Source organism: Geobacillus sp. Y412MC52, from assembly GCF_000174795.2.
In the GTDB taxonomy this organism is placed as follows: Bacteria; Bacillota; Bacilli; order Bacillales; family Anoxybacillaceae; genus Geobacillus; species Geobacillus thermoleovorans.
On sequence record NC_014915.1, the window covers coordinates 1,686,550 to 1,712,137 of the forward strand.

Below are 25,588 nucleotides of genomic sequence, written 5' to 3' on the forward strand. Positions count from 1 at the left end.
AACGATGCGTTTTTTGAATACCGTGGCCGTGGTCACAGGAGGAGGCAGCGGCATCGGCAAGGCGGCGGCTCTCCGTTTGGCGAAAGAAGGAGCCGCTGTCGTGCTTGTCGGCCGTACAGCAGCGAAACTGGAGGAGGCTGCGGAAGAAATCACACGTCTCGGGACGCCGGGGGGCGTTGACCGGTTTGCGGCGGATGTCACCGACCGCGAACAAGTGCAAGCATTGGCCGAGTATGTCCGACAGCGGTACGGCGACTTGCATGTGCTTGTCAATAACGCCGGCATCTCCACTCATGCGAGATGGCTTGAGTTGACGGAACAAGAGTGGGATGACGTCCAACGCATCAACATCAAAAGCGTGTTTCTTGTGTCGCAGGCGTTCGCTTCGCTGATGATCGAAGGGGCAAAACGCGAGCGCGCCAATCGGGCGATTGTGAACGTAGCGTCATTGTCCGGCCATCAGGCCGGGGCGGAAATTCCGCACTACAGCGCGGCGAAAGCAGGGGTCATCAACTTGACCAAATCGCTCGCTTTGGAGCTGGCGCCGTATGGCATCCGCGTCAATTCCGTCTCGCCCGGTTTTGTCGAGACGCCGCTTACCGAGCGCGGACTGCAAAACGAGCGGTTTGTGAAAGCCATCGAGCGCAATACCGCCTTGGGCCGAGTCGGGACGCCGGAGGAAATTGCGAACGTCATTGCGTTTCTTGCCTCCTCGGAAGCGTCGTACATGACCGGCTCTGATGTGTTGGTCGATGGCGGATGGCTCATCAAATGAAACTGAAAAGTCCAAAATGGAAAAGGAGAGGAAAGGAATATGGAAACCTCGCATTTGCTTGTGGAACAATCCGGTTCTGTATTATGGTTGACGCTGAATCGCCCGGAGCGGCTCAATGCCTTCAGCCCGGAGATGATTGCCGGACTGACGGATGAAATCGAACGCGCCGCGGCGGATGATGCCGTCCGCGTCATCGTCTTATCCGGCGCTGGGCGGGCGTTTTGCGCCGGCGGGGATGTGAAAACGATGGGGCAGTCGAGCGCCCCGCAGGCGTATGAGCATATCGGCCGACTTAATCGGCTCATTTTGGCGATGAAATCATGCGAGAAACCGATCATGGCCGCCGTGCACGGCGTGGCGGCCGGAGCCGGGTTCAATTTGGCGCTGGCTTGCGATTTGATCCTCGCGGCCGAAGACAGTCAATTCATTTTGAGCTTTGCGAAAGTCGGCCTTGTCTCCGACGGTGGCGGGTCGTATTGGCTCCCGCGGCTTGTCGGTCCGCATTTGGCGAAACAGTTTTTCTTCACCGCCGATCCGATTCCAGCCCGTCGCCTGTATGAATTGGGCGTCCTAAGCGAGGTCGTCCCAGCTGAGAAACTGCGCGAGGCGACAGAATCGCTCGCCTCGAAGCTGGCGTGCGGGCCCACGAAAGCCATCGGAAAACAAAAACGGCTAATTGAGCACGCGCTGACCGCGACACTCGAGGAGATTCTCGAAGAAGAGCGTCTCGTTCAAGGGCTGATGGTGGAAACCGAAGACCATCGCGAAGGGGTGGCGGCGTTTAAAGAGAAACGGAGCCCGGTGTTCCAAGGAAAATAAGCGAGCGGCAGTGCCGAAAGAGCGCTGCGCCCTGTTTCTCCATCAGCGGGAGACGGGGCGTATTTTGTTTTCACTTCGCCTCAAATGAAACATGGGGCTGACCCAAAAGGGTCATTTTCCTTAACCAAACACAACATATTGTTTCTTAATGATTGTTTTATACCTATATACGGTAATAAGAAAGGGTGTCCCGATCCTTTTGGGACACCCTCTGGTTGGTCGGGGAACGGTGCGATCAAACGTCAAAGCGCCCCTGCTTGATTCCGGATGGGTTCTGCGAGCAACTGATCCACGTCGTCGATCAACTTGTCAACATGGTCATACGGCGCATCCAGCTGCAGCATTTTCCGCAAGATCCTGTGGGCGTTCGGGGATAAGTCAAGTTCTTCTTCCCAGCTTTTTTCCTCGTCACTTGTCGGTTCATAGGCAGAATACAATAAAAACAAGGTGAAGTGTCCAAGGGCATAGAAATCGCTTCGTGGATGCGGTTCGCGCCGCAGCCGCTTTTCCAGCGGGTCGTCATCGCGGAAATCCACCGGTTCGCCGATGCGGCAGGCCAAGCCGAAATCGATGATCGCCGCCGTTCCATCGCGCCAAATGATGTTCGGGATGCGCAAATCGCGGTGGACGATGCCGAAAGCATGGACGTGCCGGACGACCTCAAGCACCTCCTTTAACAATCGAAACGCCTCTTGTTCCGTGTACTTGGCTTCCAGCTTGAAAATCCGGTCTTCCACCGTTTCTCCGTCGATATACTCCATCACGAGATGCGGCTGTCCGCGCTCCACAAACCGATCATACAGCATCGGAATTTGCGGGTGGCGCAGGCGGGCGAGCACGTCAGCTTCGCGCCGAAGCAAGCCGCGGCCGTCTTCTCCTTTTGTCCGCCGCGCTTGTTTGATGACGACAAGACGTCCTGTCAGGTGATCGCGACCTTTGTAGGCGATGCCGTAGCTTCCCATCCCGAGCTCTTCGATGACTTCATAGCGGCCATGGAGTATATTTCCGTTCCGATGCGGCCGGTCAAACCAGCGGGCGATGAGCGGATGGCGTTCGAACAAACGTTTCATCAGCTGCCGAAGAAGCTCGAGAAGAAACTGCCGCTATGATGTTTCTTTTTGTAGTGATGGTGTCCGTACTGGGACGGGTGATGGTGCGAGTGATACGTCGGGTTGTAATAATGGTGGTCGCTGCTGCTGTAATGTTTATGGTAGTGCGACGGATGATGGGGATGGCCGAAAAGTGCTTTTAGCCATTTTTTCAACATCGAGATCGCTCCTTTGTGATAGATTTACCTATATATACGAGGCAATGAGAAGGAAGTTTCAGATTCAAAGATGAAAAAGAAACCGCCAGGGGCATTAGCCCCTAGCGCGGTGTGGCAACCTCATTCCTTTTTTTCGTTCAACGCCTGTTTGAGCAGCTCCCCTAAACTCGTGCCAAACGATTCGTTGGCCGGACTGTATTTTTTGAGAAGCGCCCGTTCGCTTCCTTTTGCGGCGATGCGTTTGGTCTCGTCCGCTTTTTCGACAATATTGCACGGGCGGCATTGGAAATACATTCCTGCTTTTCCTTCATGCATTTCCATGCGCCGGTGGCATTGCGGGCAACGGCGGTTCGACAGTTTCGGGTCGCGCCGGCGGCGGTAGCGGCACGCTAAGTTCGAGCAGACAAGCATCCGTCCGTCTTTCGTTTTCCGCTCTTTTAAAAGCGCACCGCATTCTGGGCATGTGAGATTCGTGAGGTTTGGCGCTTTGTATACCTGCTCGCTTTGCTTGATTTCGGCAACGAGCTGCTGCGTTTGCCGGCGGATGTTGGCCAAAAATTGTTGTGGATTTCCTTTCCCGCGGGCGATCGCCTCCAGCTCCCGCTCCCAGCGGGCGGTCAATTCCGGCGATTTCAGCTCTTCATTGACGAGCTCAATCAGCTGTTTCCCTTTTTTCGTCGGATAAAACCGTCCGTCTTTTCGCTCGACCACTTCGGTTTCAACCAGCCGTTCGATGATGTCCGCTCTTGTCGCCGGCGTGCCGAGCCCGTATTTCTCCATTTGCGCGAGCAAATCAGCTTCCGAATAACGGGCGGGCGGTTCGGTGAACGATTGTTCCCTCTCAAGCTGCACCGATGGGAGCGTCTGACCTTCTGCGAGGTGTGACAACGTCGGTTTGGCATCCGTTTCTTCTTTGCCGAGAACCGCTTTAAATCCGAAGTTCACAACCGCCGTCTCCTTGGCGACAAACATTTCGCCGCCGATGTCAAAGACAGCTGTCGTTGTTTCGGATTCATACGGCGGGAAAAACAGCGCCAAAAAGCGACGGGCGATGAGATCATACAGCTTGCGCTCATCAGTCGACAGCCTGCTAAGGTTGAGCCGCTCATCCGTTGGAACGATGGCGTGATGATCGGTCACTTTGTCATCGTTAAATACCCGCTTGGCTGCTTTGGCTTTGCCTTTGGCAAGGAGCGGAGCGATGACGTCCTCATAACCGGATTTCATCGCCAACAACCGCTCGGTCATCGTCGCTTCCATATCGCTTGGCAAATAACGCGAATCGGTGCGCGGGTACGTGACGAGTTTGTGTTGTTCATACAGCCGCTGCAACACCGAGAGCGTCTTTTTCGCCGAAAAGCCAAACCGCTTGTTCGCGTCCCGCTGCAGCTCGGTTAAATCATACGGCAGCGGGGCGGGCTCGCTTTTTCGTTTCCGCTTGACGGACACGACGCGCGCCGGCTGACCGTCAAGGCGGGCGAGCAGCTGCTTCGCTTCGTCTTGGTCAAACAGACGATGTCCTCCATGCCGCTCCCATACGGCCGTGATGGAACCGATCTTCGCCCGAATCGTCCAATATGGCACGGGAACGAACGATTGGATCTCGCGTTCGCGCTCGATGATCATCGCGAGCGTTGGCGTCTGCACGCGCCCGGCCGAAAGCGGATCGTTGTATTTTGTCGTCAAGGCGCGCGAGACGTTTAACCCGATCAGCCAGTCGGCTTCGGCGCGGCAGACGGCCGATTGATACAGCCGGTCAAATTGCGCCCCGGGCTTGAGTTGGCGGAAGCCGTCGCGGATGGCGCGGTCGGTTTGCGACGAAATCCATAGCCGCCAAATCGGCTTCGTCCAACCGATCATCTCTAAAATCCAGCGCGCCACAAGCTCCCCTTCACGGCCCGCGTCGGTCGCGATGATGACATCTTTCACATCCGGTCGTTTCGCCAACCGTTCAATGGCGCGAAACTGGTGGCTCGTTTGCCGGATGACTTTCAAGCCCATTTTCTTTGGGATGATCGGCAAGTCCTCCAGCCGCCATGTTTCATATTTCCGGTCGTAGTCTTCCGGCATCTTCAGCTCAACTAAATGGCCGAGCGCCCAGGTGACGATGTAGCGCGGCCCTTCAAAATATGGTTTATGCGTTTCTTTGCAGCCGAGCACGCGGGCGATGTCGCGAGCGACGCTCGGCTTTTCCGCTAACACGAGCGATTTCATCGATAAACCCCTTTCTGTCGTCTCCACATGAGCACAGTCTGCTTCTTAGTATAAAGGAAGAATGAAAAAGACGCATCCGCCAAGGTTTGTCTCCTTGGCGGGACAAGACGCCTTGGCGCGGCGCAAAGCCGCATCTCCACACTTTCTGCACATTTGTCAAATAAAATAGTAAAATTGAAATGACACTGGGGCTTGATGGATGAGGAGAGGAATCCGTGCGAAAACTGTCATGGAAACTCGGAATGCTGTTTTTTGCCTTTGTCTTGGCCATTGAAATGGTGCTGTTCGTTTCCCTCTATGCAACGCTTGTCCATGCGCGCATCGAGGAAGAATTCGCACAGCTGTTGGCGCGGGGAAACAGCCACCGCAACGTCTTGGAGAAAAATAACGATCGAACGACGTTGGCGCATGTCGTGATGATGGAATCAGAGGCGGAAACCGATGTCGCCATCACTGACGCCCGGCGCCGGATTGTATCGGCGTCTAGCGGCATTGTTCCGTTTGCCAAGCGCATCATTCCTTTAACGAACGGTCGCCATATTCCCCGCCGGGGAATGATGGTCGAAACTGACTGGAAGCGGGCGTCGCATATCGCTGCCGTCAGCCCGATTCAAATCAGGGGTGAAACAAGAGGATATGTGTATATGTTTCAAGACACCCGCTCGATCCGGACGATGGTGTATAAACTGAAGCATCATTTTATCGTCGTTGGCGTGCTGTCGGTGGCGATCACCGTGTTGACCATCGCCTTTTTCTCCCGCGCCATCACGATGCCGCTCCTTCGCATGAAACAGGCGACCGAGGCGCTCAGCCGGGGGGATTTTTCCGTCCGCCTCGAGATGAAAGGCAACGACGAGCTGGCGCAACTCGGGAGAGCGATTCAAACGCTGGCCAACGATTTGGCGTATTTGAAACAAGAGCGGAGCGAATTTTTAGCGAGCATCTCTCATGAATTGCGCACGCCGCTGACGTATGTGAAAGGATACGCCGACATTGCTAGGCGTCCGCATCTGTCTGAGGAGCAACGGGCGAACTATATGGCGATCATTTACGAAGAAGCGGAAAAGATCGAAAAGATGGTCAAAGATTTGTTTGAATTAGCCAAACTGGAGCAACACTCGTTCCAGATTGAAAAGCAGCCGACGAATCTTTGTTCGTTTTTGACAAAATTGTGTGAAAAACTGCGCCCCGCGTTTCAGGAAAAATCGCTGTCGCTTGTGTGCCAGTGCCCCGGTTCGGTCATGGCTGCGATCGATCGGCAGCGGTTCGAGCAAGTGATGATCAACGTGCTTGACAATGCACGAAAGTACGCGTTTTCCGGCACGACGGTGGCCGTCGCCGTTCATCTTCAAAAGCAAGGAATCGTCATTGCCGTGTCCGATGAAGGAACCGGCATTCCGCCGGAAGATGTGCCCCGGATTTTCGAGCGGTTTTACCGGGTTGACAAATCGCGGTCGCGGACAAGCGGCGGGACCGGACTCGGTTTGGCGATTGCCAAAGAAATCGTCGAGGCGCACGGGGGAACGATCGCCGCTAGAAGCGAACAAGGAAAAGGAACGACCATCCTCATTACGCTGCCGGAGGGATAACGATGTATACCTTGCTGTTGGTTGATGATGAAGAGCGGATGCTTGATTTATTGGAATTGTATTTAGCGCCGAACGGCTACCGCTGCGTGAAACGGCGTTCGGGGGCGGAAGCCATTGACTATTTGCGGCGCCATCATGCCGATTTGGTGCTGCTTGATGTCATGATGCCAGAACTCGACGGATGGGAAACGTGCCGCCGCATCCGATCGTTTTCGAATGTGCCGATCATGATGGTCACCGCTCGCGATGAGACGGCGGATATTGTCCAAGGATTGAAAATCGGAGCGGACGATTATGTGACGAAACCGTTTGACGAGGCGGAACTGCTTGCTCGCATTGAAGCGGTGCTGCGCCGTACAGCCGGCGGTCGTTCCGCCATTCGCGCGGCCAGGCTTGTATGGGACGAAGAGGAACATACGGTCCGCTACGAAGATAAGCCGATTGCGTTGACGCCGAAAGAATTTGCCATTTTGGGGCTGCTGTTAAAGCACCCGAATCAGGTGTTCAGTCGCGGGCAAATCATCGCATCGCTATGGGGCTATCTCGCTGATACGGAAGAGAGGACCGTTGACTCCCACATGAAAAACATCCGCGAAAAATTGCGTAAAGCGGGGTTCCCAGCGGACGAATATTTGCAGACGGTCTGGGGCGTCGGCTACAAATGGGAAGGGCGCAAGCCATAACCATTTTCGGAAAGAGAGGCGTTTGGGCCAAATGGAAGAACGGATGATTGAGTTCCTTCAAGCATACGGCGGAGCGGCGTACTTCTTGAGTCTAGCCTGCAATGTGGTGATCAGCGTGCTCGGGGTCGTACCAAGCGCCTTTTTGACTGCCGCCAATTTGACCGTTTTCGGATTTTGGCCCGGCTTTTGGGTGTCGTTTGCCGGAGAGGCGCTCGGAGCGGTCGTCTCGTTTGTCTTGTATCGAAAAGGACTTCGCCGATGGAGCGAGACGACATGGCTTTCCCATCCCAAGGTGAAGCCGTTGCTGCATGCAAGTGGCAAGGAGGCGTTTGGGCTCATTTTCGCGCTTCGACTGTTGCCGTTTGTGCCATCAGGGGTGGTAACGTTTGTCGCCGCCATCGGCCGCACGTCTTTCCCCGTCTTCGCGGCCGCCAGTTCGCTCGGCAAGCTCCCAGCTTTATGGATGGAAGCGTATGCCGTCGATCAGGTGATCCGCGTCACGTGGCAAGGAAAACTCATTCTTGCTGTTTTATCCGGAGCCATGTTTTTGTTTATTTGGCGGAAGATAAGGAAAAAGATGCCTGGATGAAACAGAGAAGCGGAAACAGCAGGCTCCCGCTCCCCCTTCCGTTTAAGGCGGTGGAAGAGACTTTGTATACTTAAAAGCAGGGGAAATCCATTGCGGCCATCTGCCGCCTTCCTGCGTCCAGGGCTCATCGATTCCTCTTGCACCACAGCCTGCGGCTCCGCAGACCGGCAAACCTCGCCTTTCCATCAATGTTCACATGCACGGTTGCGACTTTTTGCATGATCAAGGGCATCTCCATAAAATCTGCACAAATGACGGATATGCTAACAAGGCAAGGAGGGTGAAAACGATGAAAAACTTGAAAATGTTGTTAGGCACAACTTCGGTCATGGCAGCGCTCTTGCTATCGGCCTGCACCGGTGCAGACGACAACAAAGCGCCAAAGGAAAATACGGCTTCTCACACCGGGCATGAAGGAATGAACCACTCGGGTTCAGGAGAGGTTCCGGCTGGATTGAAGGAAGCGAAACAACCAAAGTATCCGGTTGGAAGCCAAGTCATCATCCATGCGGATCATATGCCGGGAATGGATGGAGCCAAGGCGACTGTCACCGGTGCCTTTGACACGATCGTCTATACGGTCACATACACTCCAACCACGGGCGGGAAACCAGTGAAAAACCATAAATGGGTCATCCATGAAGAAATCGAAAACGCCGGTGACAAACCGTTCCAGCCGGGCGATGAAGTCGTCTTGAATGCCGATCACATGGAAGGGATGAAAGGCGCCAAGGCGGTCATTGATTCGGCGAAACAAACGACGGTGTATATGGTCGATTTCATCGATACGGAAACCGGTAAAAAAGTGACAAACCACAAATGGGTGACCGAAGACGAGCTGTCGCCGGCCAACTAACGAATCATCATCGGTGTTTCAGCAAAACGCGCAGCCATTTCCCTTGGAGCATAGGGGAATGGCTTGTTTTTTTTCGGCTCATTTGTGAAGTTTCAGAATATAATAGTTCGGTCGTTCTGTCAACGATTTGCGAAAAACGACTTCGTCAACATGGAAAACATTTGTTATACTGGAAATGAAGTTGATCTCACCAAAAGCATTCATGAGCAAACCTTGCTCCTCGCCCTTCAAGTACAAGACTGGGCAAGGAGCGTATTTTCACAGAAAAGGAGATTGGAAGAATGTTTCATGACAGCGGAAAACCAATTTCGGCCAAAGCGATCACCGTGTGGCGCCTCACTGGGGCGCTTGGGACGTTGGCTTCTGGCGTGGCGATCGGGGGAGTCATGTGGCTGCTCTCGCAGTTCCATGCTCCTCCTTGGTTATTGATGGTGTTGGCCGGCGTTTGGGTGGTGCAAGCCATTGTATGGGTCGTCTGGCTCCCGCCGTTGCGCCAAAGACGTTGGCGCTATGACATTCGTGAAGAAGAGATTGACATTCAGCGAGGGGTCTGGTCCACGAGACGAACACTCATCCCGATGGCTCGCGTTCAGTACGTCGATGTGCGGCAAGGTCCGCTTCTCAAGCGGTACGGCTTGGCTTCCATCGCGGTGTTCACGGCGGCGGCCGCTCATGAAATTCCCGCTCTTCCGATGGAAGAAGCAGAACGGCTTTGTTGCTTGATTGCCGAGTGGGCGAAGGTGGCGGATGAAGATGACGCCTAGACGCCGCCTTCATCCCATTGCGATTCTGGCGGGAGTCGGGAAAGAGCTGAAAAATATGGTCGTTCCGCTCCTTGTGATCATGGTGGCCGGCAGCCGCAATGATTTTTCATGGCGCGATCTCATCGTGCCGCTTGTGGCTGTGGCCTATACGCTGGTCATGGGGATTCTTTCGTGGATTCGCTTTACCTATGAATGGAACGAAGACCACTTGCTCGTGGAAGAAGGAGTGTTTGTCCGCAAAAGGCGTTCGATTCCGCTGGAGCGCATTCATGGGATTTCGGTGACAGAGGGAATATGGCAGCGGATGGCGGGGGTCGTCCAAGTGCATATTGAGACGGCGGGCGATGCCCTCGGTGAAGCAGAAGTGACGCTTCGGGCCATATCAAGGGAAGAAGCCCGCCGCCTGCAACGATGCGTGGAACAGGCGAAAAACAAGGCGGAAAACGCTGCCCATCCGGAACCACTCGCGAACCGCCCACATCCTGCTCTGTTTACCTTATCGATGAAAGAAGTATGGATGGCTTCGTTGACAAGCGGTGGAGCGCTTGGCGTGGTTGCCGCTTTATGCGCGTTTTTGTCGCAATTTAGCGACTTCATTCCGTATGAGGCGCTTGTCCGTGATATTCAGTCGACATGGAACGGACATGGACGATGGTATATTGGTCTATTTATCTTGTCGATTCTCTTAGCCGCCTATGGAGTAGCCATTGTACAAAATATGATCCGGTACGCTTCGTTTGTCGTGCGGAAACAAGAAGACACGATTGTGATTGCTCGCGGATGGTTGGAACGAAAAGCGGTGTCCGTCCCTGTTGCCCGCGTCCAAGGTGTCGTCATTCATGAGAATTGGCTGCGCCGTTTTTTCGGATACGCCTCTGTGTCCATTATTCATGCCGGAGGGAGACTGGATGGCGGCGGGGCAGGGGATGTTGTTCTTTGCCCGCTTGTCGAAAAGAGGCGAGTGGCGTCGATCATTCAAGCTTGTTTGCCCGAGTACGATCTCGATGCCCATTTTCATCCATTGCCGAAACGGGCCCAACGCCGCTACATGCTTCGTCCGCTTGTTTGGCTCGTGATTCCAACCATCTTGGTGGCGTATATGGAACGCCCATGGGGCATGGCCGCTTTGTTCGTGCTGCCATTAGGGGCATGGATCGGCACCCGCCGCTTTCGCATCGCGGGTTGGGCGCTTTCATCGCGGCAGCTGGCACTTCGAAGCGGCTGGTTTCGGCAAACGACGACGTATGTATTGAAACGTCATGTTCAATCGCTCGAAGCATCGGCGACCTGGTGGCAAAGGCGAAAACGGCTGGCGACAATCTCGGCTTCCGTCATGCCGATCGGCACCCGCGCCCGCGTCGTGGATGTGGATGAAGAGGATGCGGCTTCGATCTATCGCTGGCTGCAAGGGGAAAGGAAGAAGCAAACATGATGAGAGCCTTTCTTCACGGGCTCATCCTTGCGTTTGGACTCATTTTGCCGCTGGGTGTGCAAAACGTGTTCATTTTGACCCAAGGGGCGATCCAGCGGCGTTGGCGGCGCGCCTTGCCGGCGGTGCTGACCGCGTCGTTGTGCGATACGTTGTTGATTTTACTCGCCGTTTTGGGCGAAAACAGAGAAAAGAAAGGGAAAGGGCATGTCAACAGAGCGTGAATCCCGTGGACGGATCATTTTTCACGTCGACTGCAATTCGTTTTTCGCCAGCTGCGAGATCGCCCGCCATCCGACGCTTCGGGAAAAGCCGGTGGTCGTAGCAGGGGACCCGAAAGAGCGGAGAGGGATCGTGCTGGCGGCGAACTATGTGGCAAAGCAACATTTTGGCATTTATACGACGATGCCGCTCTGGGAAGCGAAAAAACGCTGCTTGGACCTTGTCGTGCGGCCGCCGGATTTCGCCTTTTACCGCGAGATGAGCCGCCGCATGTTCCAATGGCTCGAGCGTTTCTCGCCTGTTTTGGAGCGCGCCTCGATCGATGAAGGCTATTTGGACATGACTGGCCGGACGCCAACCGTTCACCCGCTGGCCGTGGCCCATCAGATCCAGCGCGGGCTGTTGGAGCAGCTGTCCATTCCAGTGAGCATCGGCATCGCCCCGAATAAGTTTTTGGCGAAAATGGCAAGCGAGATGAAAAAGCCGCTCGGCATCACCGTGCTGCGTAAACGCGACGTGCCGGCCGTGCTATGGCCGCTTCCGGTCGAACAGATGCATGGCGTCGGCGACAAAACCGCAAAGAAGTTGCATGCGTTGGGCCTGCGCACGATCGGCGATATCGCGAACGCCGACCGGGTGCTTCTTGAGAAGACGTTTGGCGTCTATGGCCTGCGCCTTCACGAGCGGGCGAACGGCATCGACCCGCGTCCGGTTGACCCGGAAGCAACGGAGAAATGGAAATCGGTCGGGAACTCAACGACGCTGCCGCGCGATACAGACGACGAACAAGAACTGCGGGCCGTTTTGCGCAAGCTGGCCGAATCTGTCAGCGTACGGATGAAACAAAAGCGTGTCGTCTCGCGGACTGTCCAGTTGACGATCCGCTACCGCGATTTTCGCACGATCACTCGCAGCCAAACCGAGGCGGCGCCGTTGCAAACGGCGGACGACCTCTTTTTGACGGCAGCGCGGCTGTTGAAAAAGCATTGGGACGGCCGCCCGGTGCGGCTTCTTGGCGTCGCCGCGCTCCATGTGTTTGACGAACGGGAAGAAGGAAAACAGCTCGATTTGTTTCACTATGAAGAGGACGCGAAAGTGGAAGCGCTTTGGAAAACGATCGAACAGCTGCGAGCCAAATTCGGCGATCGCGCCCTTCGAACAGGCGCTGAGCTGTTGCGTGGCGTCCGTTCGGTGCCAGAAAAAAAGGGCGATGTTCTGAATCCAAAGTAGGAGGGGCTGACCCAAAAGGTTGTTTTCCCTTAAACAAAACACAACATATCGTTTCTTAATGATTGTTTTATGCCTACATAACGGTAATAAGAAAAGGTGTCCCGATCCTTTTGGGACACCCTCTTGGTTATTGAGGTATTTTCGTCTTTTTGAATAGAGACCATAATCCCCATTTGGATGGTTTTTCTTTTTCGATAAAGAGATCTTCTGTTTGAGTGATTGCGTCTTCTTCGATTGGAACCGAAACAGAAGAAGGGGTTGTTTCCATTTCATGGGCTTCAGAATCCGATTTCTGCCCATTGGCAGAAATTTCGGATGCTGTTGTTTGATCTTGCATCAGCACCTCTTGGCCATCGGGGGGAACTGGATATTCATGCTTTCCCCTGATTTTCATGTTTTGGTCTATTTCTTCAGATCGTTCATCCTGGTTTTTTAGGGGGCCCGCCGCTTTATGGATGCTTTCTAAACTCACTTCATCTGCCTGTGTAAACAGCTTTGGTTCCTTTTTCTGTTCCAGTCTTGAAGCGTCTGAGCGTTTTTCTGAATTTGATGGATCATGTTGAACGCTGATGTTCAATCGGTTGCCCTCATCCTCTGCCGGAGGGGATGGATGGCGATGATGGGAAGACGGCTGTTCCATTCTGACGCGTTTGATTGGGACCGATTTTTGCGAATATAGATGAGATGAGGGAAAGTTGAAGGCATGCGCTTCTTTGCGTTTCACAGATGAGACGACAATGGGTTGGTTCGCGTCATCCATAAGCTCCTGTAATTTCAAAAAGCTGTTGGGGGATGACAGCGCCTTTCCCGTCTGCATGCTTGTTGAAAAGGAGGTGACTGATTGGCTCGGTGATGTTGCCGGTTCTTTCGATTTCTCATCAGAAGATGCGGTGAATTGTTGCATGAGGTGGGACAGCACATCCTTCAAGTCATTTGCGTCGTAACGTGGATCATTTCGCAATTTGGTGAAATCAGCGATTTGGTTCGAGAGATGTCTGATTTCACTGGCAAAACTCGTGACCTTTTCCATCATTAACTCCAAATCCATTTGTTGAGCGAGAATATGTTTTTGCAATGTCAAGGAGTCTTTTTGTTTTTCGATATCTATTTTGGACAGTTTTTTTTGTATTTCTTGCATTTGCTTCGTGAAAACATCTATGTCTTTTTCCAGGGCTTCGATTTTGGGGATGTTGCTTAAAGCGTTTTGTAGTTTTGAAAAATCCTTTGCGATTTTCTCTATTTGTTCCTTCATCATCTTACTGTCTTTTTCCAGTCTATTTAGCCAAGATGCCCATGAATCGGTTGATTCGTTCATAAAAGAAAGGGGCACGTCCTTTCGCACTCGATTTTTTTCATTCCATTCCGTTTCCTTTTGTTGAAACGCCTTCACTCTCTCTTCCAAAGACTGTAGGTGTTTTTGATTGGATTCAGCTTGTTCTTGCCAGTAGGCGCATTTTGTTTTCCATTGCTCTATCTCCTGCCGCAACAATTCTTTTTCTTCCTCCATAGTTTTCAATGCTTCCGATAAGCGTTGGATCTCATTCGTTTGTGCGGACAGCAACTCTTCATAATGGCGGCATTGTTCGATGAGTTCATCGTGTTTCGCTTGGAGTTCATCCTTTTCCATGTGAAGACGCTCCCATTCTTCTTGAGAAGTCAATGAGGCGAGCAATGTTTTGTATTTGTCCAATTCTGATTTCAGGTGGATGATTTTCTGTTGCAATTGGGTGTTTTTTTGTTCCCAGTTCATGTCCATCACCTTTTTCCGCATGTCATGGTAGCCATTATATGCAGACATCGAAAAATAGGTACCCTGCTTGCTCATGCATGAACCATATCATTTTTGTTTTCAAAAACGAACAAAAATAGTCATTTTTACTATAACTTGTACTTATCGCAATCATACTATAGAGTAGCCTGAAAAAAACATGAAATGAAAGGAAGGATCTATTTTATGCCTATCAATTTAGAGCAATTTGCTCAGCAATTTGATCCAGAGTGCATTCAAGTGTGCAAAGTCTATGACTGGACGACACACGTTGTACAGCTGGCGCAAGACATCACGTTCACATTCCCGTCCGGTTCTTTGGATGGAGTCACGGTTTCCCAAGTCAATTGTTCGATCACATTGTTGGAGTGTGCGGAAGACGCTCCTCGCCGTGATATTGAGTGCACGGTCGGCAATCAAATTGTGACGCTGCAAGCGGTCACCTTAAGCAAAACGATTCAAGTCGTGTTAGAGGTGACGGGAACGAACGCAACGGGCGCTCAAGTTACCGTCGTCAGCAACCCCGCCTTAATCACGACCAGCGAGGAAGTGATTCTTTGTGCTCCAGAAGGCACAACGGTGTGCTGCAACGCTGTGCAAAACACCTTTAATACTTGCCGCGTCGGGGCGTTTACGCAAAGCGGAAACAGCATTACTGCGAATATTTCGATCCGCATTTGCCAAAGCATTGTCGTGACGTTTGAAGTCATTTTGGAAGTCGCTGCACGGTTCTGCCAACCCCGCCCGGAAATCATCTGCGAAGAGGAATGCCCAGTGGATGTCTTTCCGCCGCAATGCCCCGCTGTGTTTCCTGCAATGTAAAAAACACGTCTCTCGTTTATGCGGAAAAAAGAGGAGATGTTCTCCTCTTTTTTTCATACATATACATTTAAGAAATGGAAAAGTGACGTCATAAGAGGGGGAAAGATGATGGATGAGATTCTAAAGTTGGAACAGAAAATACAATCGATTGAGAAAGAACTTCGCGCTGTTAAACAAGCCGTAACGGAAATGAAACAGTTGCCGAAACAAGTCTTATCAGATGAAATTTGTGTGATTTGTTACTTCACCTATTCCTTATTGCTTCCGAAGGCAGGCGGGCAAAAAGGAATCATTGCCGGGAACTTCGTGATCCGCAATATGGGATCTTCTCCTTTGGAGAACCCCTATATTTGCCTGCGGGTTTCCCCCAAGGAGCATATGGTGTTATCCGCCAAGTTAGGGGATGACATTCAATACGATCGCCGCCTCAATCCACTAGTGATGGAACCTTGGCGATATATGAATAAGGAGGCGGAGAACATGGTGGAGGAGAAGGGGGAATTTTGGCTAAAGCCGGTTCATGTATCACGCATCGAGCCAGGACAACATCTTTCTTTTTCTAATTTCCAATTCCAATTCAGCATGAGCGAAGCTCCAACCGCTTACAAAGTGGATGGATTTTTTTTCTGCCAACAGCTGCCCAATGGAGTGCGATCGTTGAACCATATTGTTGTCCATGCTTAACAGCCTGAAGACATATGCGCCATAAGACAAAAAGCCGGCTCAGCGGGCAATCACCTTGCACTGAGCCGGCTTTGACAGGTTATACGCTGCGAACAACAAGAGCGTTCAAGGCGCGAGTTTCCGCTGTAATGCTGCTTAACAGGGTAGATAAAATGCCTCCGTTCGTTTCAATGACAATGCGATATACATGCGTGCCTACGCCCGGCGTGTCGACCCATGTCAAGTTCGGGAATAACGTCGTGTTAGCAGCAAGTCCTAATCCAGGAAGAAGTGATTCCACATCAAGCGATGCAATGGGTATAAAAGCTCCTCCATTCGTTGATCGTTCTAAGCGATAGGTGATGCCTGTCAAGGTTACGCCTGTTACGAGGACCAATACGGCCAGTTCCAACTCAACCATCGAATCAAGTTTGACACGATCGCCGCTGAGGGTCGTAATCGGCTGCAAACGAAGCACTTCCGTGACGGCAGTTCCTGTCAGAGGGATGGTAATGGGCAAATCCGTTGAAGACTGCGTAAAAAACAATTGGGGAAACAATCCACCATTGCACACACAAACCATTCGTCTATCATCCTTTCCTAGTTTAGATTTGGTACTACTGTATTAAATGATGATGTTGAACAGATTGATTCAGATGAATAACTATTTTTCGACCTATTTTTTTCGCAATTAGGAGAGTCACCTATTAGGCAAAAAAGTTTAGAGAGTTACATCATAATGATTTTGTTTTCACTGACTGCTCATGTGTCATTGTGCTGACACTTGAAAAATGTATCCCAACAGCGGCAATCGATGGATAGAACGGAGGAACATTGTCATGCTCATCGTTCGCTTGCGATGCACAAACAGCTGCTCGATGGGATGAACATTCATTCGAAACACCGTTGCGCGCTTCTCCTTTGCTCTATCGAAAGAAAATATTGACTTAGCGTTAAAGGAAAAGGAAGGAAGACATCGAATATAACATAATAGGAGAACAGGCCGCCATAATGGGATGTTGATGGAATAAAAAATGATGGGCTCGGCGTTCATATTAAAGGAAGCATAAAACGTGAGAAAAGCGATCGTGCTTGGCGCATCAGGCGGAATGGGCTATGCCCTGGTTCAGGAGCTCACATCAAGAGGAATCCCTGTCAGAGCCTTTGCCCGTTCTCAGGATAAGCTGCAACAGTGGTTTGGAACGATGAAGGATGTGGAAATCTGCCCAGGAGATGCGCTTCGGGAAGACGAACTGATCAAGGCATGCAAAAATGTCGATGTGATCTTTCATGCGGTCAACATCCCTTATCCCGAATGGCCTAAGGGTCATCCGGCGATCATGGAACATGTGCTAAAGGCGGCGGAAGGGAATGGGGCAAAGGTTGTGTTCGTCGACAACATTTATGCTTATGGACGCAGCCCAGGGAGAAAGGTAACATAGGATACGCCGAAAAACCCCCATACCAAGAAAGGAAAAATTCGCTTGCAGCTGAATAAGATGCTTACAGAAGCGCATCAGAGAGGAGTGCCGACTCTTATTTGTCATTTCCCTGATTTTTATGGACCGAATGCAGAAAATACCTTGTGCATTTCACCTTGCAAGGCATGCTCTCCGGCCGAAACGCGCAATATGTGGGCCGTATGGATTTGAAGCGGGAATTTATCTATACCCCTGATGGAGCCAAAGCAGCGGTCGAACTCTCCCTTCGTGACTCCGCATATGGAGGTCATTGGAATATTCCTGCTTGCGATGTCATTTCCGGGCATGAAATTGTCAAAATCGCAAGAAGAGCCACCGGATATTCAAAAGTTGAGACAGTGGGTAAAGGTATGATCACCTTTTTAGGGCTCTTTCATAAAGGGATGAGAGAAATGGTGGAGATGATGTATCTGAATGAAGAGCCAGTGGTGCTAAGCGGGGAAAAATACGAGCGGGAAATCGGCCCCTTGCCCAGAACCTTATATGAAGAAGGAATCGAACGAACCATTGAACAAACATATGAAGCAGAAGAAAAGGCGGGCATGAAGATCGAGAGGATATTCACGGATGGCGGTTGGAAACATTCGTGATCACAACATCAGCTGCCCGGACGTCGATGACCGAGCAGCTGATGCTTCTACATCACAATGATTTTGTTTTCGCTGGCTGCAGCATCCGAAACATCGGCAACATGACGACAATGCCGATCACAAACAAAGCAGCCGAGATTTGATAAATCGCAACGAGAGAAAGCCATTCTTTTAACACCCCGGCCAAGCTCATCGTCGTGACCATTGCCCCCATGAACAGCGGGGTCAACATGCCGTTGACTCGGCCAATAAACGCTGCTTCCGTATGGTTCATCACAATCGTGTTAATGCCAATGTGCAGCGCCGGCATGAAAAGACCGGCGATAAACTCAGCCAATAAGGTAAGCCAAAACAGCGTTGACCACCCCATGACAAAAATACCGACGGCAAGACTTCCCATTCCAAGCATCAGCAAAACGTGAGGCCCTATTCGGTGGGAAAGCGCCATCGCTATGCCGCCGCCAATCATCATCGCTGCTCCGTGTGCGGCAAACAGCCATTGCAAATAACTTTCTTCCATCCCAAGCCGCTCCGTGACAAGAAACACGGCCAATGGTTGAATCAAGCCCACTGCTAATCCCGCGGCCATAAACCCGCCGCCGAGTGTGACGAGGATTTTGCGCGACCAGACATAGCGAAAGCCTTGCTTCATTTCCTCCCATAAAGATGCCGCGCTCCCAGCGCGCTCTTCAGCCCGATCCGGCGGCAAGAGCGTTAAGATCAGAGCCGATGCCAAAAAGCAAAATCCGACTATCGCCATGGAAACGTAGATGCCGAATTGTTGAAAGACGAATGTGCCCATGATCGGGCCGATCACGACGAAAATCGCCATCATCGTCTGAAATAGCGACATGCCTCCTTGCATTTGTTCGCCTGGAACATGCAACTTAAATAGTTTCATTCCTGACGGCTGCGAAAATTGCGATAAAATTGCCGAGACAAAGGTCGCAAGAAACACCGTCTTCCATGTGCCAAACCAAAGGGCGATCAGGATTACAAAAATGGAGAGCGCGCTGAAAAGATCGCACCAAATCATGGTCCGTTTCGGGCGCCATCGGTCGGCAAGCGTTCCGCCGATAAAAGAAAAGATAAAAATGGGAGCGAACTCGGCCACTGAAATGAGCGAGACGGCCAGCGCATTACCGTTTGTTTTCTCTGTCACAAACAATAAAATCGCAAAGTTGCGAATCCAAATGCCGATTTGAATGAATAATCCGGCCGTCATAATCGTTTGAATAAAGCGGTTTCGCAAAAGCGAACCCATGGATGGACTGGTTGTTGTCATGGCAGTTATATATCCTCCTTTTCATGAAATGGTCCCGTTTCCATGCTTATTTGGCCTCAGCTCCCTTCGTTCGTTGGTCAAGCGTCAGCCGCAAACCAACAAAATCGAATATACGTTCCTATTTGTATTATTTTTGATCAGGAGAATTTTGTCAAGATTAGTAGGGGCAGTCTTGTTTCATACGATCAGAATGGTTTGTCTTGAGTGGATACGGCGGTGCAATCGAAGGTAAAAAAGATTTTATATAAAAAAATATTTTTTATCCTTTACTATCAAATATTAATTTATTATAATTTTAATGTACGAATCATTATCAATTCTAGTTGGCGGAAAAAGCAACTAGGAAGATAATGGTGACATTTGAAACGGAAAGGGGAAGAGGAAATGAAAAACCAAAGCCAACACAATGCTTCCAAATGTCCGTATCATGGCAGTGTGACAAGTCATCACTCGAACAGAACAACCAATAAAGACTGGTGGCCGAACCAGCTGAACTTAAGCATTCTCCATCAACATGACCGAAAAACGAATCCTCATGATGAAGAGTTCAACTATGCTGAGGAGTTTCAAAAACTAGACTATTGGGCGCTCAAAGAAGATTTGCGCAAACTGATGACAGAAAGCCAAGACTGGTGGCCGGCCGATTATGGCCATTACGGGCCGTTGTTTATCCGCATGGCCTGGCATTCAGCTGGCACGTACCGCATTGGCGACGGCCGCGGCGGCGCTTCGACCGGCACGCAGCGCTTTGCGCCGTTAAACAGCTGGCCGGATAACGCCAACTTGGATAAAGCGCGGCGGTTATTGTGGCCAATCAAAAAGAAATATGGCAACAAGATTTCTTGGGCGGACTTGTTCATCTTGGCAGGCAATGTCGCCATCGAATCCATGGGAGGAAAAACGATCGGATTCGGCGGCGGCCGAGAAGACGTATGGCACCCGGAAGAAGACGTTTATTGGGGATCGGAAAAAGAATGGCTCGCTTCTGAACGCTACAGCGGGGATCGCGAACTCGAGAATCCGCTTGCGGCTGTTCAGATGGGGCTGATCTATGTCAACCCAGAAGGGCCTGATGGCAAGCCGGATCCGAAAGCAGCGGCGCGCGATATCCGCGAAACGTTCCGCCGCATGGGAATGAACGATGAAGAAACCGTCGCCTTGATCGCAGGCGGCCATACGTTCGGAAAAGCGCACGGCGCTGGCCCGGCCACGCATGTTGGCCCCGAGCCGGAAGCCGCCCCGATTGAAGCACAAGGGCTGGGCTGGATCAGCTCGTATGGAAAAGGAAAAGGACGCGACACGATCACAAGCGGCATTGAAGGCGCGTGGACGCCGACGCCAACCAAATGGGATACATCGTATTTCGACATGCTGTTTGGCTATGACTGGTGGCTGACGAAAAGCCCAGCCGGAGCATGGCAATGGATGGCGGTCGATCCGAATGAAAAAGATCTTGCACCGGATGCCGAGGATCCGTCGAAAAAAGTTCCGACGATGATGATGACGACGGACTTGGCGCTTCGATTTGATTCAGAGTATGAAAAAATCGCCCGCCGATTCCATCAAAATCCAGAAGAATTTGCCGATGCATTTGCCCGGGCGTGGTTTAAGCTGACTCACAGAGATATGGGGCCGAAAACGAGATATCTCGGTCCGGAAGTTCCGAAAGAAGATTTTATCTGGCAAGACCCGATTCCGAAAGTCGATTATGAACTGACCGATGCCGAAATCGAAGAAATCAAAGCGAAAATTTTGAACTCGGGCCTGACCGTCAGCGAACTTGTGAAAACAGCGTGGGCCTCAGCCAGCACGTTCCGCAACTCGGATAAGCGCGGCGGAGCCAACGGCGCCCGCATCCGCCTTGCGCCGCAAAAAGATTGGGAAGTGAATGAACCAGAGCGGCTCGCCAAAGTGCTTTCGGTGTATGAAGACATTCAAAGCGAGCTGCCGAAGAAAGTCAGCATCGCCGATCTCATCGTTCTTGGCGGCAGCGCCGCGGTCGAAAAGGCGGCCCGCGACGCCGGCTTTGATGTCACAGTGCCGTTCATTCCAGGACGGGGCGATGCGACACAAGAGCAAACCGATGTCGAAAGCTTTGCCGTGTTGGAACCGTTCGCAGATGGCTTCCGCAACTATCAAAAGCAAGAGTACAGCGTTCCGCCGGAAGAACTGCTCGTCGACAAAGCCCAGCTGCTCGGGTTGACCGCACCCGAGATGACCGTGCTCATCGGCGGCTTGCGGGTGTTGGGCGCGAACTACCGTGATCTGCCTCACGGCGTCTTCACTGATCGCATCGGGGTGCTGACGAACGACTTCTTTGTCAACTTGTTGGATATGAACTATGAATGGGTGCCGACCGAAGGAGGCATTTATGAAATCCGCGACCGGCAGACGGGCGAAGTGCGGTGGACGGCCACCCGGGTCGACTTGATTTTCGGAGCCAACTCGATCCTTCGTTCGTACGCGGAATTTTACGCCCAAGACGACAACCGAGAAAAATTCGTCCGCGACTTTATCAACGCTTGGGTCAAAGTGATGAACGCCGACCGCTTTGATATTCATTTGAAACAAGCTAAAGAGTCGGTCACGGTTTGATCGGCGAAGCGAAAAGAAGCAGCTTGCCGCTGAATTGGCAAGCTGCTTTTGTATGTCTAGAAATCTCTTTCTGTGGCGGAAGGGCGGCTGAAGGCAGACGGAACACTCAATCACTCGATTATTTAATTGAGGGTGATGAAGGAAACAAGGTCATGTCGATCGTTTCGCTGGTGATTTCAATGCCTGTTTATTTGATTGTGAGAGGAATAGTTGGGAATAGTATGTATTTTATTGACAAATTATGTAGTTTTCAGTATTATTGCGGCAGGACCAAATAACATAGAATAGAGGAGAAGGAAAACACAACCGCTCATGTCAAAAATATAATAAAGATAGCTCAGCCCTGCCAAACGGTAGCGGGGAAAAGCTATCTTACCGTACGTTGAGATGTTATCAGCCCTGCCAAACGGTAGCGGGGAAAATAACATCTTGCTATTCTAACTATAAGACATAAGGGTGTTTTAGTCAACAAAAAATGAAATTATGTATCGGAAAATAGGGGAGTCTGCTCATTTATGCACTACTTAATCTATTTTGATGAAAGTAATAAGCTTGATCAGTTTAACGCTGACTATTCTTACTATGGGGCCTATGGGGGGACCGATGCCTCGATGGCGAAGGTAGTTAAGCAAGTTCGAAATATCTTCAAACAGTGTAATTCTTTTAGTGAACTTCATTTTCGAGAGTATACGAAAGACAACCTTGTCAAGAAATATTTCCAAACCCTTCATACGGTTATTAATGAGAATGTACAAATTAATATTCTAACCGTTAATAATAAGGACGCTTTATATGCGGCACAAAGAATTGGATTAACGACGACTGAGCTAAGAAACTTATTCTATATTAAAATACCGGAAAGGTTATTTTATGGAATGACTCGGGATTTATCAAGTCAAGAATCTGGAATGGTTAGGGTGAAGATTAAGGTAGACCAGAATGATGAGTATGATAAGCTTTTTCTTGAAACGAAAATCATTGAACAGATGAATGCACATTCGGCTTATCGCAATAAAAATTATCGCGTTGTTAATGTCCTTTCCCAAAACTCTGTCAAATCAATACCTTTGCAAATAGTGGATACATTTATGGGGATTGTTATATTTTTGCTGGAACAAAATTATCTCGAATCATCCAATACTGCTAAGATAAAAAGTGATTTAATATACCGATTTCTCATTGAAGGGAATAACTTAATTAACTTTCAACGGCAAATCAAACTATACAAATGGACGGGACACGAAGAACTCACCTCTATTAACATCAGCGACTATGTATCGCCCTTTATGGCTTATAAGGCAGCATACGATTCACAAGAAATAATACGAATTCAAAAGATCATGGTTGAGAATCCCGTGATGCCTCTAAAAGAGCTTAGACTCAAGGTGGGTTATCCGAATACCATGAAGAATACACTTATCGGATATAAGGATCAGATTGAAGGGCGGGGAAGAAATTATTCTATTTTATGATTCTCGTATTTTTCATCAGCAAACCAAGGTTCTTTTATTAGCCGGGAAATTTATTATCACATCACGATCCAATCCGATACGGTGTTGTCTATAGAACATATGACAAAGAACGAAAAAGACACACTGAAAGGACTCAAATGGTGGAGCAAACACGAATTGCAAAAAATCAACGACTTTGCGCCGCGTGAAATATTGAACTACATATAGTTTTCCGCTTTTCACTGCGCTGCAGTTGCAGCGAGTCGTAGGGGGAGTAGAGGGAATCGTGACGTTCCTTTCTCTCTTTTTCCCATCTTAAGTTAACATAATATAAATTATAAGAAGTTATGAAAGAGTCTGTTTCGATAACAAGTAATCTCATAATAGTGAGACAAAACAAAAAAAAACGCCCATCGACACGCCTACCTAAAATAAAAACGCGCAGCCTCTTGATTCTCATTCAAGAAGCTGCACGTTACCCACTGCGCGTCGGCAGCTGCAGGGACCGCATGATCTCATCCTTTCTCCTTTCGTTTAGGCAATATCCGTTTGACGATAGCGGACGCCTTTATACCGAACGCGAACTGACACGCCTTTTTCTTGCTTATGCTTCACCAGAAGCCGTTGGGCTTTTGAAAAGGCTTCCATCATCCCAGATGCCGGAATGGCCTCTTCCCACACAATCGTTTTCCCTTGGACTGTGTAGAAGGAAAAGACATACTGTTTCACCGTCTTCACCTCCCTATTATTATTATAATCAAAGACTGTTTTTCCTAAACACAAAAACTGTTACAATTATGTTAACATTTTCTCTTCGGCGTTTCCGTAACAAATAAAGGTGTCCCAATCCTTCCTAAAAGAGATCGGAACACCTTTTTCTTTTTGCGCATATGTGGCTGTTGAACCTTGTGGGTTGTGATGATCTTGCCGGTTAGTGCCGCAATCCGTTTTGTTCCCAATATTTTAGGTATGGATACGGATTGATCGCATTCCAGTTCGCATCATACAGGCCAACGTGCAAGTGCGGGGCGAATTTTCCAGTCGTGCCGACCGGACCGTAGCCAGAGTCGCCGACAAAGCCGACGAGCTGTCCTTTCACGACAGCTTGTCCTTCCGACAGATTCGCCGCATATCCTTGCAAGTGGGCATAATAGAGAAACAGCCCGGCCTTTGTCCGAATGGTCAGCCGCCAGCCACCGAGTTCACTCCACCCATACCGAACGACCGTGCCGTCCACAGCGGCGGCATCATGATTCAATGCCGGTTTGTTGCTTGTATTGTTTGACGGCCGCTTTATAGTCGGCTTGAATGGCATCTTTGTCTCGTCCGAGCCGAACGCTTAAAAAGTCGAGCACGGCTGCATCATGGGCAAGGCCAGCGGCAAACTGCCGCTTCAGCCAGCGTTCGCCGGCGATTTCCTCTGGGAACGTATGGGTCTCTCCCCCATCGGCATACACGCTCCAACCTTGAGCGGTTTTACGACTCAGCCACCATTGGCCATGGTGATTTGTCCAAAACACTCCTTCGGCCTCGTCTTTTTTGTTCAATTGGTTTTGTTCCGCATCACCGTATACCGGCAGAAGCGGGAACGTCTCGACGACAAACAGCGGAAATGTTGTATCATCGATCAAACAGCCGGACGCCTTGGGATGGCCGCCGCCACCGAATTGCTGGGCAAACTCAGCGACGTTGACGTCATCATGAATGGTGCGAAAGCCAATATGTTTCGTCCCCATGTTGACTAAAGCGATCAAGTCAAGATGAGGATAACGCTTGGATAACGCATTGCCCAATTCCGACAAATGGCGCTCGGCAAAGACGACGCCGATGCAATAGTCACCAAGCCAGCGCTGAACAAGCTGTTTTTGCTTTTGCCGAATGTAACGCTGAATTTTCTTCTCTTCCATATCGAGAAGCAGCTCTTCCGTCTCGGTCAAGGAGAACGGTTCTCTGGAGGCGAGCCGCTCGCTCATCGTCTCCCAAAAGCCGTCAAGCCCGAAAATCGTCAACAAATCATTCAGCCGCTTCGCTTGCAAATTCCCATTCTCTTCCCATTCCCACGTGTCGTATTGGCGGACGAGCTCGACGAACCCATCTAGCGTTTCATTAGGTGCGAGTTTTCCCTCGCGGACGAGATAGTCGTAAAAGAGCGAGGTGGCGCACGTCTTTTTGCCATCATCCCTCACCGGCACCACCTGTCCCCACGGGTAGTCATTGAAATGAAGCGCCGTCACGTGGTGGTCGATCACTTGCACATGGCCGCCGCGCGCCGCCCGTTCAGCGAGTTGCTGTTCCACTTCCTTGCCGACGGCCAAGTCGGTGATAAACAACATGGCGCCGTTGGCCTCGTCGCTTTGCAAGAATTGGACGACCCGTTCATCCAAATTGCGATAGGAACAAAACGAAATGTTCACCTCGGCAAACGCCAGCTTCGCGAGCAATCCGCAGCCGATGCCGTCTAGATCGCTGTCAGTGAATAATTTGATCATGGGGTCC

The 25,588-nt window shown here is 50.7% G+C and carries 25 protein-coding genes and 1 pseudogene; 16 read left to right on the forward strand and 10 right to left on the reverse strand.

Translation table 11 applies throughout. The features are described 5' to 3' along the window. The first annotated feature begins 4 nt into the window (after positions 1-4). Positions 5-775 carry an SDR family NAD(P)-dependent oxidoreductase gene (locus tag GYMC52_RS08375; RefSeq protein ID WP_013523741.1) on the forward strand — a complete coding sequence of 257 codons (771 nt, stop codon included), beginning with the start codon at positions 5-7 and terminating at the stop codon, positions 773-775. Between the two features lie 39 nt (positions 776-814). Further along, positions 815-1,594, forward strand: coding sequence for an enoyl-CoA hydratase/isomerase family protein (locus GYMC52_RS08380; RefSeq protein WP_013523742.1), 780 nt, complete (start codon positions 815-817; stop codon positions 1,592-1,594). A gap of 242 nt (positions 1,595-1,836) precedes the next feature. Here GYMC52_RS08380 and GYMC52_RS08385 read toward each other — a convergent pair whose 3' ends face one another. From GYMC52_RS08385 to GYMC52_RS08395, 3 genes are all read right to left on the reverse strand, one after another. After that, positions 1,837-2,664, reverse strand: coding sequence for a serine/threonine protein kinase (locus GYMC52_RS08385; RefSeq protein WP_013523743.1), 828 nt, complete (start codon positions 2,662-2,664; stop codon positions 1,837-1,839). Continuing rightward, on the reverse strand, positions 2,664-2,861 hold the full coding sequence (locus GYMC52_RS08390; RefSeq protein WP_013523744.1) for a hypothetical protein: 198 nt from the start codon (positions 2,859-2,861) through the stop codon (positions 2,664-2,666). The genes GYMC52_RS08385 and GYMC52_RS08390 overlap by 1 nt, the downstream gene beginning before the upstream one ends. A gap of 120 nt (positions 2,862-2,981) precedes the next feature. After that, positions 2,982-5,075, reverse strand: coding sequence for a DNA topoisomerase III (locus tag GYMC52_RS08395; RefSeq protein ID WP_013523745.1), 2,094 nt, complete (start codon positions 5,073-5,075; stop codon positions 2,982-2,984). A gap of 215 nt (positions 5,076-5,290) precedes the next feature. On the opposite strand from GYMC52_RS08395, the gene GYMC52_RS08400 reads away from it, so the two are divergent. From GYMC52_RS08400 to GYMC52_RS08435, 8 genes are all read left to right on the forward strand, one after another. After that, complete coding sequence (locus tag GYMC52_RS08400) at positions 5,291-6,664, forward strand: sensor histidine kinase (RefSeq protein ID WP_013523746.1); 1,374 nt, start codon at positions 5,291-5,293, stop codon at positions 6,662-6,664. A 2-nt stretch (positions 6,665-6,666) separates the two neighbouring features. Further along, positions 6,667-7,347 (forward strand): response regulator transcription factor, encoded by a 681-nt coding sequence (locus tag GYMC52_RS08405; protein WP_013523747.1) that lies wholly within the window; start codon positions 6,667-6,669, stop codon positions 7,345-7,347. A 31-nt stretch (positions 7,348-7,378) separates the two neighbouring features. Continuing rightward, positions 7,379-7,936, forward strand: coding sequence for a TVP38/TMEM64 family protein (locus GYMC52_RS08410; RefSeq protein WP_013523748.1), 558 nt, complete (start codon positions 7,379-7,381; stop codon positions 7,934-7,936). A 289-nt stretch (positions 7,937-8,225) separates the two neighbouring features. After that, positions 8,226-8,792, forward strand: coding sequence for a YdhK family protein (locus GYMC52_RS08415; RefSeq protein ID WP_013523749.1), 567 nt, complete (start codon positions 8,226-8,228; stop codon positions 8,790-8,792). Positions 8,793-9,073: 281 nt separating this feature from the next. Continuing rightward, positions 9,074-9,556, forward strand: coding sequence for a PH domain-containing protein (locus GYMC52_RS08420; protein WP_013523750.1), 483 nt, complete (start codon positions 9,074-9,076; stop codon positions 9,554-9,556). Continuing rightward, positions 9,546-10,988 (forward strand): PH domain-containing protein, encoded by a 1,443-nt coding sequence (locus GYMC52_RS08425; RefSeq protein ID WP_013523751.1) that lies wholly within the window; start codon positions 9,546-9,548, stop codon positions 10,986-10,988. The genes GYMC52_RS08420 and GYMC52_RS08425 overlap by 11 nt, the downstream gene beginning before the upstream one ends. Beyond that, positions 10,985-11,209 carry a lysine transporter gene (locus GYMC52_RS08430; protein ID WP_013523752.1) on the forward strand — a complete coding sequence of 75 codons (225 nt, stop codon included), beginning with the start codon at positions 10,985-10,987 and terminating at the stop codon, positions 11,207-11,209. The genes GYMC52_RS08425 and GYMC52_RS08430 overlap by 4 nt, the downstream gene beginning before the upstream one ends. Continuing rightward, positions 11,193-12,437: a DNA polymerase IV gene (locus tag GYMC52_RS08435; RefSeq protein WP_013523753.1), complete on the forward strand. Its 1,245-nt coding sequence runs from the start codon at positions 11,193-11,195 to the stop codon at positions 12,435-12,437. Before GYMC52_RS08430 ends, GYMC52_RS08435 begins: the two co-directional genes overlap by 17 nt. A gap of 127 nt (positions 12,438-12,564) precedes the next feature. On the opposite strand, the gene GYMC52_RS08440 is transcribed toward GYMC52_RS08435, so the two are convergent. After that, positions 12,565-14,187, reverse strand: a complete 1,623-nt coding sequence (locus GYMC52_RS08440; protein ID WP_013145342.1) for a hypothetical protein — start codon at positions 14,185-14,187, stop codon at positions 12,565-12,567. A gap of 204 nt (positions 14,188-14,391) precedes the next feature. Here GYMC52_RS08440 and GYMC52_RS08445 point away from each other — a divergent pair, with 204 nt between their 5' ends. After that, a complete protein-coding gene (locus GYMC52_RS08445; RefSeq protein ID WP_013523754.1) occupies positions 14,392-15,027 on the forward strand; it encodes a hypothetical protein in 636 nt (211 codons plus the stop codon). 108 nt (positions 15,028-15,135) lie between these two features. Further along, positions 15,136-15,711 carry a hypothetical protein gene (locus GYMC52_RS08450; protein ID WP_013523755.1) on the forward strand — a complete coding sequence of 192 codons (576 nt, stop codon included), beginning with the start codon at positions 15,136-15,138 and terminating at the stop codon, positions 15,709-15,711. Between the two features lie 79 nt (positions 15,712-15,790). On the opposite strand, the gene GYMC52_RS08455 is transcribed toward GYMC52_RS08450, so the two are convergent. Together GYMC52_RS08455 and GYMC52_RS20180 are read right to left on the reverse strand one after the other, a co-directional pair. Continuing rightward, on the reverse strand, positions 15,791-16,273 hold the full coding sequence (locus tag GYMC52_RS08455) for a hypothetical protein (protein WP_013523756.1): 483 nt from the start codon (positions 16,271-16,273) through the stop codon (positions 15,791-15,793). A 186-nt stretch (positions 16,274-16,459) separates the two neighbouring features. Then, positions 16,460-16,594 carry a hypothetical protein gene (locus tag GYMC52_RS20180; RefSeq protein WP_255347948.1) on the reverse strand — a complete coding sequence of 45 codons (135 nt, stop codon included), beginning with the start codon at positions 16,592-16,594 and terminating at the stop codon, positions 16,460-16,462. A 169-nt stretch (positions 16,595-16,763) separates the two neighbouring features. Here GYMC52_RS20180 and GYMC52_RS18610 point away from each other — a divergent pair. After that, a pseudogene (locus GYMC52_RS18610) lies at positions 16,764-17,761 on the forward strand (SDR family NAD(P)-dependent oxidoreductase). A gap of 52 nt (positions 17,762-17,813) precedes the next feature. On the opposite strand, the gene GYMC52_RS08465 reads toward GYMC52_RS18610, so the two are convergent. After that, a complete protein-coding gene (locus tag GYMC52_RS08465; RefSeq protein ID WP_013523757.1) occupies positions 17,814-19,046 on the reverse strand; it encodes an MFS transporter in 1,233 nt (410 codons plus the stop codon). Positions 19,047-19,430: 384 nt separating this feature from the next. Between GYMC52_RS08465 and katG the strand changes: the two genes are divergently transcribed. The 3 genes from katG (at position 19,431) to GYMC52_RS08480 (ending at position 23,113) form a co-directional block, all read left to right on the forward strand. Then, positions 19,431-21,641 carry a catalase/peroxidase HPI gene (katG, locus tag GYMC52_RS08470; protein WP_013523758.1) on the forward strand — a complete coding sequence of 737 codons (2,211 nt, stop codon included), beginning with the start codon at positions 19,431-19,433 and terminating at the stop codon, positions 21,639-21,641. Then, entirely contained in the window at positions 21,638-21,919 is a 282-nt protein-coding gene (locus GYMC52_RS08475; RefSeq protein ID WP_041469458.1) for a hypothetical protein, read from the forward strand. Before katG ends, GYMC52_RS08475 begins: the two co-directional genes overlap by 4 nt. 237 nt (positions 21,920-22,156) lie before the next feature. After that, entirely contained in the window at positions 22,157-23,113 is a 957-nt protein-coding gene (locus tag GYMC52_RS08480) for a DUF3800 domain-containing protein (protein WP_013523759.1), read from the forward strand. 513 nt (positions 23,114-23,626) lie between these two features. On the opposite strand, the gene GYMC52_RS08485 is transcribed toward GYMC52_RS08480, so the two are convergent. From GYMC52_RS08485 to GYMC52_RS08495, 3 genes are all read right to left on the reverse strand, one after another. Continuing rightward, on the reverse strand, positions 23,627-23,821 hold the full coding sequence (locus tag GYMC52_RS08485; protein ID WP_013523760.1) for a hypothetical protein: 195 nt from the start codon (positions 23,819-23,821) through the stop codon (positions 23,627-23,629). Between the two features lie 202 nt (positions 23,822-24,023). Further along, entirely contained in the window at positions 24,024-24,350 is a 327-nt protein-coding gene (locus GYMC52_RS08490; protein ID WP_049777093.1) for a M23 family metallopeptidase, read from the reverse strand. Further along, a complete protein-coding gene (locus GYMC52_RS08495) occupies positions 24,340-25,581 on the reverse strand; it encodes a DHH family phosphoesterase (RefSeq protein WP_013523761.1) in 1,242 nt (413 codons plus the stop codon). The genes GYMC52_RS08490 and GYMC52_RS08495 overlap by 11 nt, the downstream gene beginning before the upstream one ends. Between the last annotated feature and the right edge of the window lie 7 nt (positions 25,582-25,588).

Coding starts and splice junctions, on each gene's coding strand:
- GYMC52_RS08375 (WP_013523741.1), top strand. CDS start 5: ATGCGTTTTTTGAATACCGTGGCCGTGGTCACAGGAGGAGGCAGCGGC.
- GYMC52_RS08380 (WP_013523742.1), top strand. CDS start 815: ATGGAAACCTCGCATTTGCTTGTGGAACAATCCGGTTCTGTATTATGG.
- GYMC52_RS08385 (WP_013523743.1), bottom strand. CDS start 2,664: ATGAAACGTTTGTTCGAACGCCATCCGCTCATCGCCCGCTGGTTTGAC.
- GYMC52_RS08390 (WP_013523744.1), bottom strand. CDS start 2,861: ATGTTGAAAAAATGGCTAAAAGCACTTTTCGGCCATCCCCATCATCCG.
- GYMC52_RS08395 (WP_013523745.1), bottom strand. CDS start 5,075: ATGAAATCGCTCGTGTTAGCGGAAAAGCCGAGCGTCGCTCGCGACATC.
- GYMC52_RS08405 (WP_013523747.1), top strand. CDS start 6,667: ATGTATACCTTGCTGTTGGTTGATGATGAAGAGCGGATGCTTGATTTA.
- GYMC52_RS08410 (WP_013523748.1), top strand. CDS start 7,379: ATGGAAGAACGGATGATTGAGTTCCTTCAAGCATACGGCGGAGCGGCG.
- GYMC52_RS08415 (WP_013523749.1), top strand. CDS start 8,226: ATGAAAAACTTGAAAATGTTGTTAGGCACAACTTCGGTCATGGCAGCG.
- GYMC52_RS08420 (WP_013523750.1), top strand. CDS start 9,074: ATGTTTCATGACAGCGGAAAACCAATTTCGGCCAAAGCGATCACCGTG.
- GYMC52_RS08425 (WP_013523751.1), top strand. CDS start 9,546: ATGACGCCTAGACGCCGCCTTCATCCCATTGCGATTCTGGCGGGAGTC.
- GYMC52_RS08430 (WP_013523752.1), top strand. CDS start 10,985: ATGATGAGAGCCTTTCTTCACGGGCTCATCCTTGCGTTTGGACTCATT.
- GYMC52_RS08435 (WP_013523753.1), top strand. CDS start 11,193: ATGTCAACAGAGCGTGAATCCCGTGGACGGATCATTTTTCACGTCGAC.
- GYMC52_RS08440 (WP_013145342.1), bottom strand. CDS start 14,187: ATGAACTGGGAACAAAAAAACACCCAATTGCAACAGAAAATCATCCAC.
- GYMC52_RS08445 (WP_013523754.1), top strand. CDS start 14,392: ATGCCTATCAATTTAGAGCAATTTGCTCAGCAATTTGATCCAGAGTGC.
- GYMC52_RS08450 (WP_013523755.1), top strand. CDS start 15,136: ATGGATGAGATTCTAAAGTTGGAACAGAAAATACAATCGATTGAGAAA.
- GYMC52_RS08455 (WP_013523756.1), bottom strand. CDS start 16,273: ATGGTTTGTGTGTGCAATGGTGGATTGTTTCCCCAATTGTTTTTTACG.
- GYMC52_RS08465 (WP_013523757.1), bottom strand. CDS start 19,046: ATGACAACAACCAGTCCATCCATGGGTTCGCTTTTGCGAAACCGCTTT.
- katG (WP_013523758.1), top strand. CDS start 19,431: ATGAAAAACCAAAGCCAACACAATGCTTCCAAATGTCCGTATCATGGC.
- GYMC52_RS08480 (WP_013523759.1), top strand. CDS start 22,157: ATGCACTACTTAATCTATTTTGATGAAAGTAATAAGCTTGATCAGTTT.
- GYMC52_RS08495 (WP_013523761.1), bottom strand. CDS start 25,581: ATGATCAAATTATTCACTGACAGCGATCTAGACGGCATCGGCTGCGGA.